General features: G+C 45.8%; 3 protein-coding genes. All 3 read left to right on the top strand.

Going from position 1 to position 21495, the window contains the following annotated elements; genetic code table 11:
- The first annotated feature begins 19 nt into the window (after positions 1-19).
- The 3 genes from speA (at position 20) to MSG38_RS04585 (ending at position 21470) form a co-directional block, all read left to right on the top strand.
- A complete protein-coding gene (speA, locus tag MSG38_RS04575; protein ID WP_268672760.1) occupies positions 20-1927 on the top strand; it encodes an arginine decarboxylase in 1908 nt (635 codons plus the stop codon).
- Positions 1927-2853: an agmatinase gene (gene speB, locus MSG38_RS04580; RefSeq protein ID WP_050633387.1), complete on the top strand. Its 927-nt coding sequence runs from the start codon at positions 1927-1929 to the stop codon at positions 2851-2853. The genes speA and speB overlap by 1 nt, the downstream gene beginning before the upstream one ends.
- 662 nt (positions 2854-3515) lie before the next feature.
- Positions 3516-21470, top strand: coding sequence for a retention module-containing protein (locus MSG38_RS04585; RefSeq protein WP_248401154.1), 17955 nt, complete (start codon positions 3516-3518; stop codon positions 21468-21470).
- Positions 21471-21495: the final 25 nt, after the last annotated feature.

Consider the following 21495-nt stretch of genomic DNA (forward strand, 5'->3'; position numbering starts at 1 on the left):
TAGTGTGAGGTCTCTAGAATTGGAAAATTCGGTTAATTTGGAACGCATCCGTGCTGAGTATAATGTAAAGCACTGGAGCCAAGGTTTTTATGGAATTGATGATAACGGTGAGGTGTATGTTTCACCGAGCGAAACCGATCATCAAGTTCCGCTAAGTCAGATCGTAAAACAGTTAGAGCAGCGAAATATTGGTTTGCCTGCTCTTGTGCGTTTTCCTCAAATAGTGCATCAACGTGTGCACAATATCTGTAACGCATTCAACCAAGCGATCGACGAATATCAGTACGATAACCGTTACCTACTTGTTTACCCGATTAAAGTTAACCAACAGAAAGAAGTGGTTGACGAGATCTTAGCAAGCCAAGCTCAATTAGAGCAGAAGCAACTAGGTCTAGAGGCGGGCAGTAAACCTGAACTATTAGCGGTATTGGCGCTGGCTCAAAAAGCGAGCTCAGTGATCGTGTGTAATGGTTATAAAGACAGAGAATACATCCGCCTTGCGCTTATTGGCGAAAAGCTAGGCCACAAAGTATTCATCGTTTTAGAGAAGTTGTCAGAGCTTGATCTTGTCCTTTCTGAAGCAAAAGCGCTTGGCGTGAAACCTCGTTTAGGTTTACGCATTCGTCTTGCATCTCAAGGTGCAGGTAAATGGCAAGCAAGTGGTGGTGAGAAGTCGAAATTCGGTTTGTCTGCATCACAAGTATTGACCGTTATTGAACGCTTGAAAGCAGAAGAGCAACTGGATGTTCTAGAGCTAGTGCATTTCCACCTTGGCTCGCAAATGGCGAATATTCGTGATGTGCGAAATGGTGTGAGTGAGGCGGCTCGTTTTTACTGTGAACTGCGTGATATCGGTGCTCAACTGAAGTTCCTAGATGTTGGTGGCGGTTTGGCGGTCGATTACGACGGCACACGCAGCCAATCTTCAAACTCAATGAACTACGGCTTGCTTGAGTACGCTCGCAACATCGTGATGACAGTAGGGGATATTTGTAAGCTCTACAATCAACCACAGCCTGTGATTATTTCGGAATCTGGTCGTTCACTGACTGCGCACCATGCTGTACTAGTGACTAACGTGATTGGTACCGAAAGCTACTCGCCAGAAGACATGGCGGCGCCAGAAGCAGACGCACCACTGTTGCTAAACAACATGTGGAAGAACTTCTTGGAGTTAGATGCAGGTAATGATGACCGCGCGCTGATTGAGATCTACAACGACACGCAAAGTGATATCGCAGAAGCACACAACCAATTTGCGACAGGCATGCTGAACCTTCAGCACCGTGCTTGGGCAGAACAGATGTCTTTGCGTATTAACTACGAACTTAGCTCTCGTATGAGTACTAAGAACCGTTACCACCGTCCTATTTTGGATGAGTTGAGCGAGCGTTTGGCTGATAAGTTTTTCGTGAACTTCTCGTTGTTCCAATCGTTGCCAGATGCTTGGGGTATCGATCAGGTGTTCCCTGTATTGCCTTTAAGTGGTTTGGACAATGCGGATGAGCGACGCGCTGTTGTACTGGATATCACATGTGATTCTGACGGTACGATTGATCAGTATGTTGACGGCCAAGGCATTGAAACAACGTTGCCAGTTCCTGCATGGAACCCAGATGAACCCTACCTGATGGGCTTCTTCTTAGTAGGCGCATACCAAGAGATCTTGGGTGATATGCATAACCTATTTGGTGACACGCACAGTGTGGTGGTCAACGTTGATGAAAGTGGTGAAGCGAATATCGATTACATCAACGAAGGCGATACGGTTGAAGACATGATGCGTTATGTTCATATCGATATGGATCTAATTCGTCAGAACTACAAAGAATTGGTAACGGCGAAAGTACCAGCGCAAGAGCAGCAAAGCGTACTTGAAGAGTTAGAGCAAGGCTTGATGGGTTACACCTATCTTGAGGATTTTTAATGAACGATCTATTTACGAAACCAGATTACTCGCTGTACTCCAATGCGATGACGTTTATGCGTCGTCCATTGGTGCAAAACCCAATCGACAACGATGCTGATGTGGTTGTGTTGGGCGCGCCGTTAGATATGGCGACGTCTGGTCGACCGGGTGCGCGTATGGGACCGGATGCGATTCGCCGTGCGTCAGTTAACTTGGCGTGGGAAGGTAAAAAATTCCCTTGGGACTTCAATGTATTTGAACACACCTCAGTGATTGATGCTGGCGACCTTGTGTTTGATTGCGGTGATGCAGAAGACTTAACTCAACGTTTAGAAGCGGCTGCTGATGCGATTCTAAGCAGTGGTAAAACTCTGTTAGGTTTAGGTGGTGATCACTTCATTACACTGCCTTTGCTTAGAGCATACGGCAAGAAGTACGGTGAGATGGCTCTGATTCATTTCGACGCGCACACTGACACTTACAGTCAGGGTAGTCGTTATGATCACGGTACTATGTTCTACCATGCGCCAAATGAAGGCTTAATTTCGCCTGAACATTCAGTGCAAATTGGTATTCGTACAGAGTACAAGCAGGAAGGACACGGCTTTAACGTTATTAACGCTATGCAAGCGAACGACATGAGCGTGGACGAGATCATTGCTCAAGTGAAAGGCATTGTCGGTGATAAGCCAGTTTACCTAACGTTTGATATCGATTGTCTGGATCCTGCTTTTGCTCCGGGTACAGGTACTCCGGTATGCGGCGGTTTGAACTCAGATAAAGTTCTGAAAATTATCCGTGGCTTGCAAGGTATCAACATGGTTGGTATGGACGTTGTAGAAGTTTCTCCAGCTTATGACCAAAGCGAGATTACAGCATTGGCTGGTGCGACGATTGCTCTCGAGCTGCTTTACGTCTGGACTGCAAATCGCCTTGCTAAATAATAGTGTGTCATTGCTAACAGCATAACGCTATATACTGATTTTAAAGCCCACTAAGGTTTAACTTAGTGGGCTTTTTTTTGGATTCCTCGAAATATCCATTTGCAACTTCTACTCATTGTCCCTGCATACCCATTCAATACTCAAGCAGTTGTATATGTAATTGACGCCATATATGGTGTTTGAACGGTTTCTCATCAGCTTTGTGCTGGACCTTGTCTCAAATATGGGATTTAGCTCTTCTTTGGGGTTTAGGTATATCTCGACCTTATTAATTACCTATAAATCCTAATGATTTATCAACTTTATTACTGTATATATTTATAAAAATTTGAGGTGTAATTAAGATGTGCATTTTATTGCACATTAATCAACACCCTATAAACTTTTGCTTAGTCCATGAACAAACTAAAGTGAATGCCTAGATTTGTGAAAAGAAGTCACTTCGCACAGACATGACATTTCGGATAAGGAAGACTAGGCTTAAGGTTAAGTAAACTATAAAAAAAACAGGCGAAACGGAACTGACTCATCACATACATCAGTCTACGTAATTGATTGTTAATGCAGAGAATAAGTTCTGAATATAATTTAAGCCTGAAACCGTTATTACTATCATTTTCACGATGTTGAGCAATACAGCATTTTGTGACCTCGGGGGATATATGGGTATTGAAGTTTCGCGCCAAGCTGCAGTTGTAGAGGCAGTGAGTGGAGAAGTCATTGCGGTTAAGTCTGACGGAAGCGCACGAAAAATTTCAGTTGGCGATATTATTCGTGAAAACGAGATTGTTATCACTGCAAACCAAGCAGAGCTTTTATTAGGTACCCCAAACGGTGTCACTGAGGTGGCAAGTAATTGTGTTGGCTGTGTTGATCAAGACTTAGCGTGGACTGATGCTCCTATCGCTGGAGAAGTTAATTTTGACTTACAGCAAGCCGATGCAGGAGATTTTGATGATGATGAATTTGCTGCCATCCAAGAAGCCATTTTAGGTGGTGCCGATCCGACCCAAATCTTAGAAGCAACGGCTGCGGGTGGCGGATTAGGTTCTGCAAACGCTGGCTTTGTGACGATTGACTACAACTACACCGAAACTCATCCGTCGACATTTTTTGAGACCGCAGGTCTAGCAGAACAAACGGTTGATGAAGACCGAGAAGAGTTCAGAACAATAACCCGTTCATCGGGCGGTCAATCAATCAATGAAGTGCTCACTGAAGGCTCCATTTCTGGCAATACCTACCCCCAATCTATTACAACTACCGAAACGATTATTGCTGGTAGTTTAGCGCTCTCCCCTGATTCTTTCGCTCCAGAAGCACTGTCTCTCGCTTCGCTACTCACAGAGCTAAACAGTGATATTACCTCAAGTGGTCAGCCCGTTACGTTTACTTATGATGCGGCGACGAACTCTATCATTGGTGTTCAAGGCACAGATGAAGTATTAAGCATCGACATCGATGTTGTTAGTGTTGGAAACAACGCTGAGCTTTCACTGACCACAACGATTTCTCAACCAATTGATCACGTAACGTCTGTTGGTGGTGGTCAGGTCTCCTATACAGGCGATCAAATTAACATCACTTTTGATATTCAAGGTGAAGACACCGCGGGAAACCCATTAGCAACACCAATCAATGCACAAGTTGCCATGGTTGATGGTGTCGATCCGTCTGCTGAAAGTGTCAATATCACTAACGTAGAAACAAGCAATGTTCCAATCGAAGGGACATTCTCCAATATTGGCAGTGATAACCTTCAATCAGCCGTTTTTGATGCGAGTGCGTTGGACCAATTTGATGGAATACTCAGCGATAATCAAAATACGCTTGCAAGGCTATCTGATGATGGGACAACGATCACTTTGTCCATTCAAGGCCGAGGTGAGGTTGTTCTTACTATCTCACTAGATACCGATGGTACTTATAAATTCGAGCAATTTAATCCAATCGAACAAGTGGGTACCGATTCACTGACGTTCGATTTACCGATCACGATTACCGATTTCGACCAAGATGTTGTAACCAATAACATCAACATTGTTATCTCTGATGGCGATAGCCCAGTTATTACCAATGTCGACAGTATTAGTGTCGATGAAGCCGGCATCATTGGTGGTTCACAAGAGGGAACCGCTCCCGTAGCGGGGAACGGAAGTATCACTGCCGATATTTTCGAAAGCGACATCATCGATCATTATGAACTGGAGCCGACGGAATTTAATACGGGTGGCACCTTGGTTTCTAATGGTGCGGCGGTGCTACTCGAGTTGGTTGAAGAAACTAATGGTGTAAGAACTTACGAAGGTTATGTAGAGGTCAATGGATCGAGAATTACGGTCTTTGATGTTAAAATTGATAGCCCTTCACTGGGTAACTACGAATTCACTTTGTATGAAGAGCTTTCTCACCAAGGCGCTGAAGACGCGTTGTTGACCTTTGCACTGCCAATTTATGCTGTTGATGCGGATGGAGATCGCTCTGCACTGTCTGGAGGCTCGAACACACCAGAAGCAGCAGATATTCTCGTCAATGTCACAGATGATGTTGTTGAGCTCGTTGATAAAGTTGAGTCAGTCACGGAACCGACTTTAGCGGGCGATACCATTGTTTCGTATAACCTATTTAATTTCGAAGGAGCAGATGGTTCGACAATTCAATCGTTTAACTATGATGGTGTTGATTACTCACTAGATCAGAGCTTGCTTCCAGATGCTGCTCAAACATTCAGTTTTACTGAGGGTGTCGTAACCATCTCACTGAATGGTGATTTTAGCTTTGAAGTTGCGCGCGATATTGACCACACAAACAGTGAAACCATTGTCAAACAATTCTCATTTTTAGCTGAAGATGGTGATGGAGACACTGACACCTCAACGCTTGAGCTACGTATCACTGACGGCCAAGATCCAATCATTGATTTGATCCCGCCTGTTACTCTCTCAGAAACCAACCTTGCTGATGGATCTTCTCCAAGCGGAAGTGCGGTCAGCGCTACCGAGACGATTACCTTTACCGCTGGCAGTGATGATGTAGCTAAATTTCGTATTGAACCAACTGAATTCAATGTCGGCGGGGCACTGGAATCGAATGGGTTTGCGGTCGAGATAAAAGAAGATTCAGTTAACCCGGGCACTTACATCGGTTTTATTACCAACGGTTCTGGCTCTGAAGTCCCAGTATTCACCATTAGTTTCTCTGCTACTACGTTAGGTGAATACACCTTTACCTTACTTGAAGCGCTAGACCATGTGGATGGCCTAGATAAAAACGATCTAAGCTTTGATCTTCCAGTTTATGTGGTAGACAACGATGGCGATGACTCATTGGTGTCTCAGCTTAATGTGACTATCGGTGATGACGTTCAAATCATGCAAGACGGTACGTTAGATATCGTTGAGCCTAATCTTGCTGACGGCACTGTAACAACCAACACCATTGATGTGATGCCTGATCAAAGTGCAGATGGCGCGACCATCACTCAGTTCACTTATGACGGTGTCGTAAACACACTGGATCAACGTATTTCAGGCGAGCAGCAGTTTAACTTCGCAGAAGGTAGCTTGTTCATCACCCTTGAAGGTGAAATGCGTTTCGAGCCAAAACGCGATCTCGACCATACCATGAGCGAAGATATCGTGAAGTCGATTGTGGTGACCTCAAGCGACTTCGATAAAGATTCGGTGACTTCAACGGTTACATTGACGATCACTGATGGTGATATCCCTACCATTGATGTTATTCCAACGGTTAGCTTATCTGAAACTAATCTGAGTGATGGTTCGAACCCGAGTGGTAGCGCGGTTAGTCAAACCGAGACGATCACTTTCACCAACCAAAGTGACGATGTTGAGAAATTCCGTTTAGAGCCTAGTGAATTTAACGTTGGCGATTCTCTTACGTCCGATGGTCTGGTGATTGAGCTTAGAGAAGAACCTGCGGGGTCGGGTAATTATATCGGTTTCACGACTGATATTTCGAATACTGAAACTACCATTTTCACTCTTGATTTCAGCAGTACCAATTTGGGTGAATACACCTTTACGCTTCTCGAAGCGATTGACCACACGCCGATTCAAGGCAATAACGACCTAACATTCAACTTGCCAGTTTACGCCGTCGATAGCGACGGTGACGATTCTCTGATGTCTCCGTTGGCGGTGACGATCACCGATGACGTTCAAGTGATGGTCAATAGCTCACTCAATATTGAAGAGCCAACGGTTGCGGATTTAGCTGCAGGCACGCCGACCACGACAACGGTTAATGTTCTCGATGAAGAAGGCGCTGATGGAACGACCATTACTCAGTTTACCTATGATGGTGGAGCGGTACTAACACTTGACCAAAGCGATACGGGTGAACAGAAGTTTGATGTTGCTGAGGGTTCGCTGTATATCACCCTACAAGGCGACGTGCGTTTCGAGCCTAATCGCAACCTCGACCACACTGGTGGAGACATTGTTAAATCGATAGTGGTGACCTCAAGTGATTCTGATAACGATCGTGTTTCCTCTGCGGTTACGCTGACCATTACCGATGGCGATATTCCAACCATTGATAATGTACCAAGTGTTACGCTATCTGAATCCAACCTGAGTGATGGCTCTGCTTCAAGCGGCAGTGCGGTCAGTCAAACTGAGACGATTACCTTCACCAACCAAAGTGATGACGTGACGAGTTTCCGTATTGAACCTACTGAGTTCAATATTGGTGGCCTTCTAAAATCGAATGGACTGACGGTTGAGTTGAAAGTCGACCCAAGTACGCCGGGTGGCTACATCGGCTTTGTGACGACGGCGCCTAATGTTGAAACGAACGTGTTCACGATTAGTTTCTCGGATACCAATATTGGTCAATACACCTTCACACTGTTGGAAGCGTTAGATCACGTTGATGGGCTTGGAAATAATAACCTAAGCTTTGACCTGCCGGTTTACGCTGTTGATAAAGATGGTGATGATTCACTGGTGTCTCAACTCAATGTGACTATTGGTGATGATGTCCAAATCATGCAAAACGGCACATTAGATATCGTTGAACCGAATGTTGCTGATTTGGCTGGTGGTACTGTAACGACCAATACGATCGATGTGATGCCAACGCAAAGTGCTGACGGTGCGACAATCACTCAGTTCACCTACGATGGTCAACTTCGAACACTTGATCAAACTGATAATGGCGAGCAACAGTTTAGCTTCACGGAAGGTGAGTTATTCATCACTCTTCAAGGTGAAGTGCGTTTTGAGCCAAATCGTAATTTAGACCACACAACGAGCGAAGACATCGTGAAGTCGATTGTGGTGACTTCAAGTGACTTCGATAACGATCCAGTGACAGCAACGGTTACGCTGACGATTACCGATGGTGATATCCCAACCATCGATGCAGTGCCAAGCGTTGCTCTATCTGAAACTAACCTTAGCGATGGCTCTAGCCCGAGCGGTAGCGCAGTAAGTCAAACTGAGACGATTACTTTCACTAACCAAAGTGATGATGTGACGAGTTTCCGCATTGAACCAACTGAGTTTAATGTCGGTGGTGCACTGAAATCGAATGGGTTTGCGGTCGAGATAAAAGAAGATTCTGCTAATCCGGGCACTTACATAGGTTTTATTACCAACGGTTCGAGCGCTGAAGTCCCCGTGTTTACCATTAGCTTCTCTTCAACCACGTTAGGTGAATACACTTTCACTCTACTTGAAGCGCTAGACCATGTTGATGGCCTAGATAAAAACGATTTGAGCTTTGATCTGCCTGTTTATGCGGTAGACAGTGATGGTGATGATTCACTGGTATCGCAGCTTAATGTAACGATTGGTGATGATGTTCAAATCATGCAAGGTGGTTCGCTCAATATTACCGAGCCGACCGTCGCTGATTTAGCGGCTGGTACACCGACCACGGCCACTTTTGATGTCATGCCAGACCAAAGTGCTGACGGCGCGACCATCACTCAGTTCACTTATGATGGCGTCGTAAACACCCTCGATCAAAACATTGCAGGCGAACAGCAGTTTATTTTCTCAGAAGGCAAACTGTACATTACCCTCGAAGGTGAAGTTCGCTTTGAGCCTAATCGAGATCTTGACCATACGGCCGGCGACATTGTTAAGTCGATAGTGGTGACCTCAAGCGATTTCGACAAAGACTCAGTCACGTCAACCGTTACGTTAACGATCACCGATGGTGATATTCCAACCATTGATGTTATTCCAACGGTTAGCTTATCTGAAACGAACCTGACGGATGGTTCAGCCCCAAGTGGCAGTGCGGTAAGTCAAACCGAAACCATCACCTTCACCAATCAAAGTGATGATGTGGTTCGTTTCCGCCTTGAACCAGCAGAATTCAATATCAATGATGCACTTACATCGAATGGTTTAGCTGTTGAATTACGTGAAGATCCGCAAGGGTCGGGCAACTACATCGGATTTACAACCAGCTCGTCGAATGCGGTAACCACAGTATTTACGTTGAGTTTTTCTGGGACAACCTTAGGTGAATACACCTTTACCTTAATCGAAGCCTTGGATCATCAAGATGCACGTGGCAACAACGACCTGAGTTTTGATCTGCCTGTGTATGCGGTGGATAGTGACGGTGACGATTCGTTAGTCTCTCAGCTTGGCGTGACTATTGGTGATGATGTGCAGTTGATGCAAGGCGGCACAATAACCAGTCGTGAGCCTGCTGGAGTAGTCGAAACATCGAATACTCTGGACGTGATGCCAAATCAGAGCGCAGATGGAGCAAAAATCACTTCATTTGTGTTTGATGGAAACAGTGCAGAAAGCCTTGATCTCAATGTGAATGGCGAGCAAGAGTTTGTGTTCACTGAAGGTTCTGTATTTATTACCACAGAAGGTGAGATACGATTCGAGCCTGTGCGAAATCAAGATCACACGAGTGGTGATATTACCAAGACGATTGTTGTTACATCTACTGACCTTGATGGTGATATCGTCTCATCTACCGTGACATTGAAGATTACCGATGGTGATCTTCCAACGATCGATTTAGTCCCTGGAATTACGCTCTCAGAAGTGGATCTCGCTGACGGTTCTTCGCCAACCGGTAATTCAGTGACGATGACTCAAGTTATTACCTACTCAGAGGGTAGTGACGATGTGAGTCACTTCAGAATTGACCCAGCACAGTTCAACACGTCTGGAGCTTTAAAGTCCAATGGCTTAGAGGTTGAGATAAAAGAGCAGCCAGCGAATTCTGGTAATTACATTGGCTTCGTCAAGGACGGTTCTAACGTAGAAACCAACGTCTTCACGATCAGTTTCTCGGCAACCAATCTAGGGCAATACACGTTCACACTGCTTGAAGCGTTAGACCATGCAGATGGATTACAAAACAATACTCTAAGTTTTGATGTCCCTGTTTTAGCGGTTGATACCGATGGTGATGATTCTGCAATGTCGCCAATGACCGTGGTGATCACCGATGATGTACAAGGCGTTCAAGATGGGGCGTTAAGTATCACTGAGCCTTCACTTGCTGATATAGCAGCAGGTACGCCAACCACGCCAACAATCGACGTTATGCCGACACAGAGTGCTGATGGCGCGAAAGTGACTCAGTTTATCTACGATGGCGGCACGGCTGTTACGCTAGACCCAACTGTGTCTACAGAACAAGTTTTTACCGTAACCGATGGCTTACTGTACATCACGATTGAAGGTGAGGTGCGCTTTGAACCAAGCAGAAATCTAGACCATTCATCTGGCGATATCGTGAGAACGATAGTCGTGACGACCAGTGATTTTGATAACGATACCGATACCGCGGATGTCACTTTGACGATCAAAGACGGAATTGATCCGGTTATCGATGTAGTGCCAGATATAAACCTATCGGAAGTTGGTCTTGCTGATGGGTCTATGCCGAGTGGTTCAGCGGTTAGCTCGACACAAACGATCACTTATACCGTGGGTAGTGATGATTTAAGCCACTTTAGAATTGCAACCAACGAGTTCAATCCTGGCGATCTACTCAAATCAAATGGTCTTGTTGTTCAGTTAAAAGAAGATCCGTCTTCTCCAGGTGACTACATTGGCTATACCGATGATGGGGCAGGTAATGTAACCGATGTCTTCACGATTAGCTTTGATAGCGTTAATAAAGGGCAGTTCACCTTCACGCTGATTGAGGCGTTAGATCACCTTGATGGCGCGCTTAATAACAATCTTAACTTCAACTTGCCTGTTTACGCCGTTGATACTGATGGTGATGACTCAGTTAAGCGTGATGTTGTTGTCACCATTCAAGATGACCTTCAACAGATGCAAGATGGCACGTTAACCATCACAGAGCCAAATACTGGCACACCAACTACGTTGACCGTTGACGTATTGCCTACGCCAAGTGCTGACGGGGCAACCATTACACAGTTCACCTATGACGGTGGATCTGCGATTACTTTGAATCAAAACATCAGCGGTGAGCAGGAATTTGTTTTCACTGAAGGCTCGCTGTTTGTCACTTTGGATGGTGATGTAAGGTTCGAACCAAACCGAAATCTAGACCATTCAGCGGGTGACATTGTTAAGTCGATTGTGTTTACGTCTTCTGACTTTGATAAAGATACCTTTTCATCAACAGTCACGCTTACGATTGTTGATGGCGATGGACCAACAATCAACGTTGTGCCAAGTGTCAGCTTGTCGGAAAGCTTACTTGCGGATGGTTCGACACCTAGCGGAACGCCTGTCAGTGTGACTCAGACTATCACCTCGCTAGCGAGCAGTGATGACATAGGAAAAATAGTCGTCGAAGTTGGGCTGTTCAATACCAACGGCGTGTTGAAGTCTGATGGCCTTGAATTGAGTTTACGTGAGGAGCCTGCGGGTTCTGGCGACTACATTGCGTTTACGACGGATGGTTCGGGTGGTGAGAAAATCATATTCACCCTAGATTTTGATGATACTAATCCTAGCCAGTACACGTTTACTTTGCTTGAGCGTTTGGATCACGTTGATGGCTTAGGAAACAACGATCTGAGTTTTGATCTTTCCGTTTACGCGCAAGACACTGATGGCGATATTTCAGCGTCTAAACCGCTTTCAGTAACCATCACCGATGATGTCCAGTTAATGCAGTCTGGTGCGCTTAGCATCACTGAACCAAGCTCTGGGACGCCGACCACAACAACGTTTGATGTGATGCCAGCACAAAGTGCAGATGGTGCCACAATCACTAAGTTTACCTATGGCAGCCAGCCAGAATCCTCTCTGGTACAAAGCAATACAGGAGAGCAAAAGTTTGTATTTGCAGAAGGTTCTTTGTTTATCACGCTTGAAGGTGATGTGCGTTTTGAACCTAATCGCAATCTAGACCACTCTGGTGGCGATATCGTCAAGACCATAACGGTGACATCTGAAGATAAAGATGGCGATATCGTGACGTCTACCGTGACGTTAACTATTGCCGATGGCGCGCCACCAACTATCGACACCGTACCGACTGTCGCGTTGGAAGAAGCAAATCTGATTGATGGTTCTTCACCGGGTTTACCTGTTAGCCAAACTGAAACCATTACTTTCACAGCTGGAAGTGACGATGTGAGCCACTTCCGTATTGATACCACTCAATTCAACACGTCTGGCGATCTGAAGGCCGATGGTTTGGTGGTTCAGCTAAAAGAAGATCCTGCCAACAGTGGGAACTATATTGGTTTCGTGGAAAGTGGGGGTGTCCAAACGGATATTTTCACCATCACCTTTGGCAGTCTGGTTCTAGGAGAGTACACATTTACCTTACTGGAAGAGTTAGATCACCTGCCAGTACAGGGTAATAACGATCAAATATTCACCTTGCCAGTGATCGCTGTCGACAAAGACAACACTGACTCAGCTGTGAAACCGCTAACAGTGACCATTACTGATGATGTGCCAACCATCACTGATACGACGGTTGCAAGTACGTTTGTCGTTGATGAAGACGATTTAGGCTCTGTTGTTGCTCAGGCGACAGGTTCGTTTGTTACCACTGAAGGTGCAGACCAAGTTGAGGTTTACGAACTACGCAATATCTCAACTCTAGAAGCGACGCTATCGTCTGGCAATGAAGGTATTAAGATCACTGAGATCACAGGTGCTGCTAACACGACCACCTACCAAGGTGCAACTGACCCAGGCGGAACGCCAATTTTCACATTAGTGCTGACTGATGATGGTGCTTACACGTTTACCTTGCTTGGCCCTCTCAATCACGCCACGACACCGAGCAACCTCGATACACTCACAATACCGTTTGATGTTGTTGCCGTTGACGGTGATGGCGATGATTCTAACCAATACGTATTACCAATCGAGGTGCTAGACGATGCGCCAGTAATGAGTGCGTCAACCGGTGAAACGGTTGTCGATGAAGACGATCTTACTGGTATTGGTTCCGATCAATCTGAAGACACCATTATTAATGGACTGTTTACGGTTGATGAAGGTGCCGATGGTGTTGTGAAGTATGAACTGGTTGATGAAGATTTGGTCCTGGCTGGCTTAACCTCCGACGGAGAAAGTTTAGAGTGGCTACCTGTTTCACAAAGCGGCACAACATTTACTTACGTTGCTCAAACAACAACGAGTAATGAAGCGGTGTTTGAGATTATTTTCGATACCTCTGATAACAGCTATCAGTTTGAATTGTTTAAACCCCTTAAGCACCCTGATGGTGCGGATGAAAACGCGATTGACCTTAACTTTTCTGTTGTTGCAGAAGATTTTGATCAAGACCAATCAAACGCGATCGATCTGAAAATCACGGTGACTGATGATGTTCCATTGGTGACAACTCAATCGATCACACGAATTGAAGGCCAGGGCTATGGTAATTCCAAAGTTGACATGTTTGCTAATGCCACGGATGTCGGCGCGGATGGCGCGGTACTGAGTCGAATTGAGGGCATTACCAGTAATGGTGCAGATATTGTTTTCCGTACAGGAAACAGCGGGCCGTACAGCAGCAGTTTCGATTTAAATAGCGGTAGCCAACAGGTACGAGTTTACGAACAAACCGATGATGGTAGTGGTGGCGTGGACACCCGTGAGCTAGGGCGCTTGCGTATCAACTCAAATGGCGAGGTTGAATTTAGAGCTAACGGCTATCTCGATCATGACGGCCTAGACACCATCGATTTCTCGATTAATGTGATTGCGACGGATGGCGATTTAGATACCTCTGAAACACCGTTAGATATAACGATTACTGATAGGGACTCTACAAGAATCGCTCTGAAAGTGACGACCTTCGAGGATGCGGGTAGAGACTCAACAATACCTTATGCAACGGGTGATGAACCAGATCTTGAGAATGTTCAAGATAACCAAAGTGGTCTGCCTAATGCGCCTGCACAAGTTGCACTGCAAGTTAACCTATACGACCAAGATAACAATGAATCTATAGGTCAGTTAACGATAAAAAGCCCGAATGGAGGTGATAGTCACCAAGGTACGTTCTATTACTTTGACGGTACCTCTTACCATGAGCTAATGCCTGAACCAAATGGGAGCATTATATTTGGTCCTCCTCAACTCGAGCAAAGCTTTGCTCCAAATCCTAATGAACCAAGACAAACTATTGCGACGATAGACAACTTGTTCTTTGTTCCGGACCAACACGCTAGTTCGGATGAAACTGGTGGGCGAGTTCGTTATGAGCTAGAAATTGAGAAAAATGGCAATACGGATCACACCGTTAACTCAAATTTCAGAATCGAGATTGAAGCGGTAGCGGATATTGCAACGTGGGATGACGCCAACAGTACTTATCAGTATCAAGTGAATGAAGATGAAGACAATGTTACGTTGCAGCTGAATGCTGAATTGCAAGATAACAGTAATACTGAGACGATTACCTATGAACTTGAAGCGATTCAGGGTGATGGGAAGTTTGAGTTACTTGATCAAAATGGCAATGTGTTAACGCCCGTTAATGGTGTTTATATCATCGCATCTGCTGATATCAATAGCACAGTCGTTAACCCAATCGACAACTTCTCTGGACAAATTGAGTTCAAAGCGACGGCAATTACTGAAGAGACGCTTAACCCATACGATGATTCAGCTAACGGCGGGTTAGACAAAACGACCGCTCGCTCTGTTGAGCAAAACATTATCATTGATGTGACTGCCGATGCGGACCCTGGGTCGTTCAGTGTTAACCGGATTCGTATTAACGAAGACAATATTGATGACCCTAACTACCTAGGTCCTCTGGCTAACAAAGATGACTTCACGCTAGACGAAGTCATCACAATGAACGGCTCAGTGGATACTGATGGTTCCGAAGAGCTGTTTGTTCGCATCAGTAATATAACCGAAGGTGCGGTGCTTTATTTCCTTGGAACTACGACCCCAGTTCCTACAATCACTATTAACGGTATTGATTATCAGGAAGTGGCGTATTCCGACTTAGCCAATGTAGAGATCGTTCCGACTAAACACAGTAATGTCGATTTTACTTTTGATGTAACCGGTGTGGTTAAAGACACCGCGAACCTCTCTAGTGGTGCTCAAGTTGATGAAGAAATCCTAGGGACTAAAACGGTTAACGTTGAAGTTAAAGGTGTCGCAGATATTCCTTACGGCGGTACTAGCGGAACGGCATGGACTGCAATACCTGATACCGATCCTAACCCTGCAAGTGGTGTGCAAACCACGATCCAAGAGAGCCAGAATGGAGACAGCTACGCCGAGCTTGATTTCACCGTGTTGTCGGGAGAGAGAAGACCTGATCCTGCAGCTATAGATCAAACCCCATTACCTGACGACGGTTCAGAATCCATAACCGTTATCCTCTCGGGTATTCCTGATGGCGTTATTCTGGAAGACGGTGACGGTACCATTATTGACCTTAACTTTGTCGGTTACGAAACTGGTCCGGGTGGTAGCCCTGATCTGTCTAAACCTATCTACGAAGCGAACATCACTGACGCGGGTAAAACCTCAGGAATCCGCATCAGACCCGTCGATTCTTCAACCGAGAACATTCACATTCAGGGTAAAGTGATCGTGACTGAGAATGACGGTCATACGCTTACGTTTGACCAAGAAGTGCGAGTGCTAGTCGAACCTAGAATCGATACCTCGGCGACGTACAGCACAGTCACTAATGGCGATGAAGATACGGCGATCAGTATTGATTGGCACCCAGAGGGTACTGATTATATTGATGATGATGAGCATTTCACTTCTATTGTGATCAGTGCCATTCCGACAGATGTTGAAAGTGTTGTGGTTAATGGCGATGTAACTTGGGTTTACGATGCTTCAGCAGGCACTTTAACCATTACGCCGAAGAGTGGACAGACGGCAGAAGAGTTGACTCAAATTTCGCTGAACAATAATTTTATTCAGATCACACCTGAACAAGATTCGAGCACCGACTTTACGCTTAATACGGTTGTCATGATTGAAGAGCGAGATCATGAGTATGTTGATGCGACTGATCCTGGTCAGGGCATCGCTACCGCAACGATTACAGGTACGATTAATGTTGTGGTAACGCCAGTCGTTGAACCGCAAGACGCCAGCAACAAGCTTATCGTCGATGATGTGCTGGGTACTGGAGCACTAGCAACCGTAGTTGCTGATGCAAACACTGGCGTGCTTAAGTTCACAACCAACAGCGATAATACATCGGTTACGGATGAGTTCGTCATTCGATATCAAGAAACAGATGCTTCGTCCGCTATCGAAGAAGTGGATCAGTTAGTTATTCAATTAACAAATGTGGACGACTCAGCTCTATCAGATGCTGTACTCAATCAACTGCTCGTTATTGGCGCTGCTTATGAAGGCAATGGGCGCTGGGTTGTAACGAATGAAGACATATTTAGCATAAGTGCACCGAACGGCCTTGTTCTTCCTTCAGGAAACAGTGGGGCAGGAGGGTTCAATGACATCAAGATGGACATCTTTAGCACGGTGATAGACCGAGGTGATGGTGTTGAGGTTGAGTCATCTACGGCCGCTCGTAGGGACGGAGAAGTCACCCTGTCATTCCCTCAAGTGGTGGTTGGGAGCACTAAGGTCGCAGCCGATATTGATATTACGCCAAACAGTGTTGTTGATGCGATTGAGGACAACCAGTTAGATCTGGGGACGGCATTGAATGGTTTAATTACGTTCTCGGGCGAAGACGACTCAACTGATCAAGTGACCATCATTATTGATGACAGTGTGACCATTAACCCGGGAGCGGCGAACGAAGTCACCTTCCCAATTAGTTTATCGGGAAGCAGCGACCTCGACTTTGTTAACGGGAAATATGTATTCCAGACTACCGTTGATCAAGGGGTCTCGACTGACTTTTCTGGACTACTACTTAACTTACCAGCCGACTACTCCGGCGACTTTAAGTTGCCGTTGACGATAGTAACTAAAGACGTATTGTCGGGTGATGAGAAAACTCTAGTGACAGAAGTAGTCATTAAAGTTGCGCCAGATGTTGAAGGTAATCCCGATATTGACGTGACTGTCGTTGGTTCGCTTGACGATTCGTTTAACCCTGTCGATACCGACGGTCAAGCAGGGCAAGATCCGGTGGGCTATGAAGATACCTATATCCAACTGGATTTCAGCTCGACCATTACTGATCAAGTAAGCGGAGATGAAGGTGGTGACGAAAAATTTACCTCTATCACACTGACTTTGAATGACACGAGTGTTGGGGCTTTTTATACCAGCGCAGGTGTATCGCTTGGCACATCGGTGACCTTTAATGAAGCTGAAATTAATGCAGGCGCGTTGGATAACGTACTATTCCGACCTGCGTTAAATTACCCAACAGATAATGACGTAAATCAGGTGCAAGTGAATGTCAGCGGGACGATTACCGATACGGCTACTTACGATGATGCAGCTTCGCCAGCTGGCAGCGCGACCGATACCGATACTTTCTCTACCAATGTTAGCTTTGAAGTGGTTCCAGTCGTGGACGATGTGCTCGTAACAGGACCGGGTAGCGATCCTGATGTTATCGAGATTACGGGTACTGAAGACCAGCTCATTTCTTTGTCGGGCACAGGGCCTGTATCGATTGCACTGACTGACCTTGATGGATCAGAACAGTTTGTGTCGATTAAGTTTACAGATGTCCCTGATGGCTTCCAAATGCGTGCAGACGCAACCTCAGCATATACCGTCAAGAACAACGGTAATGGTGAGTGGAGTGTTCAGCTGCCTCAAGCATCAGGGTTGTCGTTCGATCTGAGTGAGATTTCGATTTTACCGCCTAAGGATTTCAGTGGTACGGCTGAATTTGGTGTTGCTGTATTTACGCAAGAGTCCTTATTAGGTGTGCCTACCGCAGCATCAAATCTGCCAAGCTTTAAGCTGCATGTGGTACCTGTGGGTGATGATGTTGATACTAACCCAACAGATTCTGTGACAGGTAACGAAGGACAAAACATTGATATCGAAATCAATGCGACGATTTTGGATAAAGAGCTATCGGCAACGGGCAGCGGCACTTATACCGAGAATGCGCCAGAGACACTTCGAGTCGAAGTGGCTGGTGTGCCTCAAGATGCCTCTATCTACTATCCAGACGGCACAACCTTGGCTAGTTACGATCCAGTTACGCAGATCTGGACACTGGATGTTGCTGCGCAGTCACTTGATAAGATCGTATTCAATTCAGGTGAGCACAATAGCGATACGGGTAATGTATTAGGCATCAATGGCCCGCTGCAGATTACCGTTCGCTCTGTTGATACTGACGCAGATAACACCGAGTATTTGGGTACGCCAACCAGCTTCGATGTTGATTTGGTGATCGATCCTATTAACGATCAACCTATCTTTGTAAACGTAACGAATATTGAAACATCTGAAGACATTAGTGTTGCCATCGACAATTTTAGTATCTACGACGTTGATGCTAACTTTGATAATCCAGATGCTCCGTATGTTCTTACGTTGCAAGTCGATCAAACACTGCCGGGAGCACAGGGTGTGTTTGAGTTTACCAGCTCTCCTGACGTGACGTTTGTATTGCAACCTGACGGCTCATTGGTGATTACGGGTAAAGAAGCGGACATCAATACTGCATTGACCAATGGAGCAGTGACGTTCAAGCCAGATCCAGACCAGAACTACCTCAACCAGAGTGGTTTAGTCACGATCAATGCAACGCTCGATGATGGCGGTAATAACGGTCTGATTGATGCTGGAGATCCGAATACCGCTCAAACCAATCAAACCACCTTTACCATTAAGGTGACGGAAGTGAACGATGCTCCTGTTGCGACAGACGTTGATTTCGGTTCGATTGCCGAGGAAGGCCAACTTGTTATCGTTGAAAGTGACTTAATTGCAGCAAGCTCTGATCTTGAAAACCATAACCTCACGGTAACCGGCGTAACTCTTACTCAAGGGCAAGGTCAGTTAACGCGCTTTGAAAATGCTGGTGGTGCTGATGACGCTGGGATTACGGGGCCATTCTGGATATTTGCGGCCGCTGATGATTTCAACGGTGACGTTAAATTCGATTACAGCATCATCGATGATGGTACAACCAACGGCGTGGATGACTTCCTAACAGACAATGCGGAAATCAGCCTTGTAGTAACAGAAATCAATGACCAACCGGTAGCAACCAATGTTGACTTGGGTACCATGCTTGAAGAAGGTCAGTTGATCATCAAAGCTGAAGACCTGATTGCAGCGACGACCGATCCTGAGGGCGATGCTATTACCGTGACTGGAGTCGTTATCGACCAAGGTCTGGGACAGCTTCAGAAGTTCGAAAATGTCGGTGGTGCGGATGACAACTCGATCAATGGTCCATACTGGGTATTTACGGCTGCAGATGGCTATAACGGAGACGTTAAGTTCACTTATACCGTAGAAGACGATGGTACAACCAACGGCGTAAATGATTTCCTAACGGATACCGCTGAAATAAGCGTTGTGGTAACGGAAGTGAATGATCAGCCAGTGGCAACGGACATCGACTTGGGCACCATCCTTGAAGAAGGTCAGCTAATCATCAAAGAGGAAGATCTGATTGGCGCAACGAGTGACCCAGAGAACGACACGATTACCGTGACGAACTTGGTGCTCGATCAAGGGCAAGGCACATTACAACGCTTTGAAAACGTGGCTGGTGCGGATGACAACTCGATCAATGGACCATACTGGGTATTTACCGCAGCGGATGAATATAACGGTGATGTTAAGTTCACCTATACCGTAGAGGATGATGGCACCACCAATGGTGCCAATAACTTCTTGACGGATAGCGCTGAAATCAGTGCTGTGGTGCAAGGTGTCAACGATACGCCTGTTGTTAATGGTGACGGTGTCACTTCGCTTGTCGACGAGGATGCCGGTCAGCTATTGAGTGGTATCAATGTCAGTGACCCAGATTATGTGGATGCATTTTCGAATGACCTAATGACAGTCACGCTGACGGTGGATTACGGCACATTGAACGTAGCACTCCCGGCTGGGACGACGGTGATGGTTAACGGCAACAACACCGGTTCAGTCATCTTAGTCGGTACTCTGAGCGATTTGAACGCACTGATTGATACGCCAACCAGTCCAAATGGTGTTTACCTCGATGCGAGCTTGTCTCCAACCAATAGTATTGGATTAGAAGTCATCGCTAAAGACAGCGGAAACCCTTCAGGTATCGCGATTGAAACTGCGCCAGTGGTGTATAACATCGCGGTGACACCTGTGGCGAATACGCCAACCTTGTCTATTGACCCGGCATTCAACTATGTGAGAAACATTACGACCAGCTCATCTGTGGTCGCTAATAGTGGAGTCGCTTTAGTCGGAATTGTCGCTGCATTGACGGATATTACTGAAGAGTTGACGTTGAAGCTCAGTGATATTCCGGACGGAGTTGACGTAACCAGTGATGCGGGTACGGTTTCGCTGGTGGGTGATACTTGGATAGCGACGGCTGATGCGATTGATAGTCTCAGACTTGTCGAGCAACCATCAGCTGGTAAGCCGTTAACTCCGGGTAATTACACGTTGAAGGTTGAGGCGGTATCTGAAGAAACGGACAATAACGATATTGCGATATCTCAAAACATTGATCTAAACCTCAATATAGTTGCGAACCCAATAGATCTCGATTTGTCTTCTGAAACAGACGATGTGCAACTTTTAGCGAGTAACTTTGATACTAACCTCACTGGCGGATCAGGAAATGACCGACTTGTAGGTGGAGCTGGTGACGATACGCTGGTTGGCGGTGACGGTAACGACACCCTGATTGGCGGTGGAGGCTCAGACATTCTGACTGGTGGCGATGGTATGGACTCGTTCGTATGGCTTAACATAGAAGATGGTGTTGAAGATACGATTACCGACTTTGATTTGTCGGAAGGGGACAGTATTGACTTGAGAGAAGTGTTGCCAGAGCTTAAAAACACATCTCCAGACATGACCGCGTTGCTACAACAGATAGACGCGAAAGTGGACGGGGATGACATTGAGCTTACGATCAACCCGGATGGCTTAGGTACTACGGAACAGGTGATTGTGGTTGAAGATCTTGCGCCACAGCTAACCTTAAGTGGCACCATGCCTTCAGACATCCTAGATGCGCTAGTACAGCAAAATGTGATAACTCACGGTTAAGCGAACCATTAAACCATAACGAAAG

Origin of the sequence: Vibrio sp. 1CM24A (assembly GCF_023161725.1) — a bacterium.
In the GTDB taxonomy this organism is placed as follows: Bacteria; Pseudomonadota; Gammaproteobacteria; order Enterobacterales; family Vibrionaceae; genus Vibrio; species Vibrio coralliirubri.